The following is an 811-nucleotide window of genomic DNA, read 5'->3' on the forward strand; positions in this document are numbered from 1 at the left end:
ACTTCTTCGAGCTTGGCGGCCACTCGTTGCTGGCGATCCAGGTGACTGCCCGGATGCAGAGCGAGGTCGGCGTGGAGCTGCCGCTGGCGGCGCTGTTCCAGACCGAGTCGCTGCAAGCCTATGCCGAGCTTGCCGCGGCGCAGACTTCCAGCAATGACACCGATTTCGATGACCTTCGTGAATTCATGAGCGAACTAGAGGCGATCTGACCCATGCTTTCCAATCCAAACCTGGACCTCGTGTCCCGCTTCGTTCGCCTGCCTCTGGCGCAGCAGAAATTGTTCTATCAGCGTGTCCAGGCCAAGGGCATGAGCTTCGCCCGCCTGCCGATCCCGCAGACTCGCCAGGAGATGGACAACCTGCCGCTGTCCTATGCCCAAGAGCGGCAGTGGTTCCTCTGGCAGCTGGAGCCGGAGAGTTCCGCCTACCACATTCCTACCGCCCTGCGCCTGCGCGGCAGGTTGGACATTGCGTCCTTGCAGCGCAGCTTCGCGGCGCTCGTCGAGCGGCACGAAAGCCTGCGCACGCGGATCGCGCGGATGGGTGATGAATGGGTGCAGGTCGTCTCCGCCGACGTCTCGCTGGCGCTCGAAGTCGAAGTGCAACGGGGACTCGACGAACAGCGATTGCTGGAGCGGGTCGAGGCGGAGATCGCACGACCCTTCGATCTCGAACAGGGACCGTTACTGCGGGTGACTTTGCTGGAGGTGGACGCCGACGAGCATGTGCTGGTCATGGTCCAGCACCATATCGTCTCCGACGGTTGGTCGATGCAATTGATGGTCGAGGAACTGGTCCAGCTCTATGCCGC

The 811-nt window shown here is 62.5% G+C and carries 2 protein-coding genes; both read left to right on the forward strand.

Annotation, left to right across the window (positions count from 1 at the left end; all coding sequences use genetic code 11):
• On the forward strand, nt 1-209 hold a 209-nt coding region (locus HMPREF2914_RS18960), incomplete at its 5' end, for a phosphopantetheine-binding protein (RefSeq protein ID WP_049263189.1).
• Nucleotides 210-308: 99 nt separating this feature from the next.
• A partial coding sequence (locus tag HMPREF2914_RS18965; RefSeq protein WP_139148219.1) for a condensation domain-containing protein occupies nt 309-811 on the forward strand: 503 nt, incomplete at its 3' end.

Origin of the sequence: Pseudomonas sp. HMSC067G02, assembly GCF_001813485.1 — a bacterium.
GTDB lineage: Bacteria > Pseudomonadota > Gammaproteobacteria > Pseudomonadales > Pseudomonadaceae > Pseudomonas > Pseudomonas aeruginosa.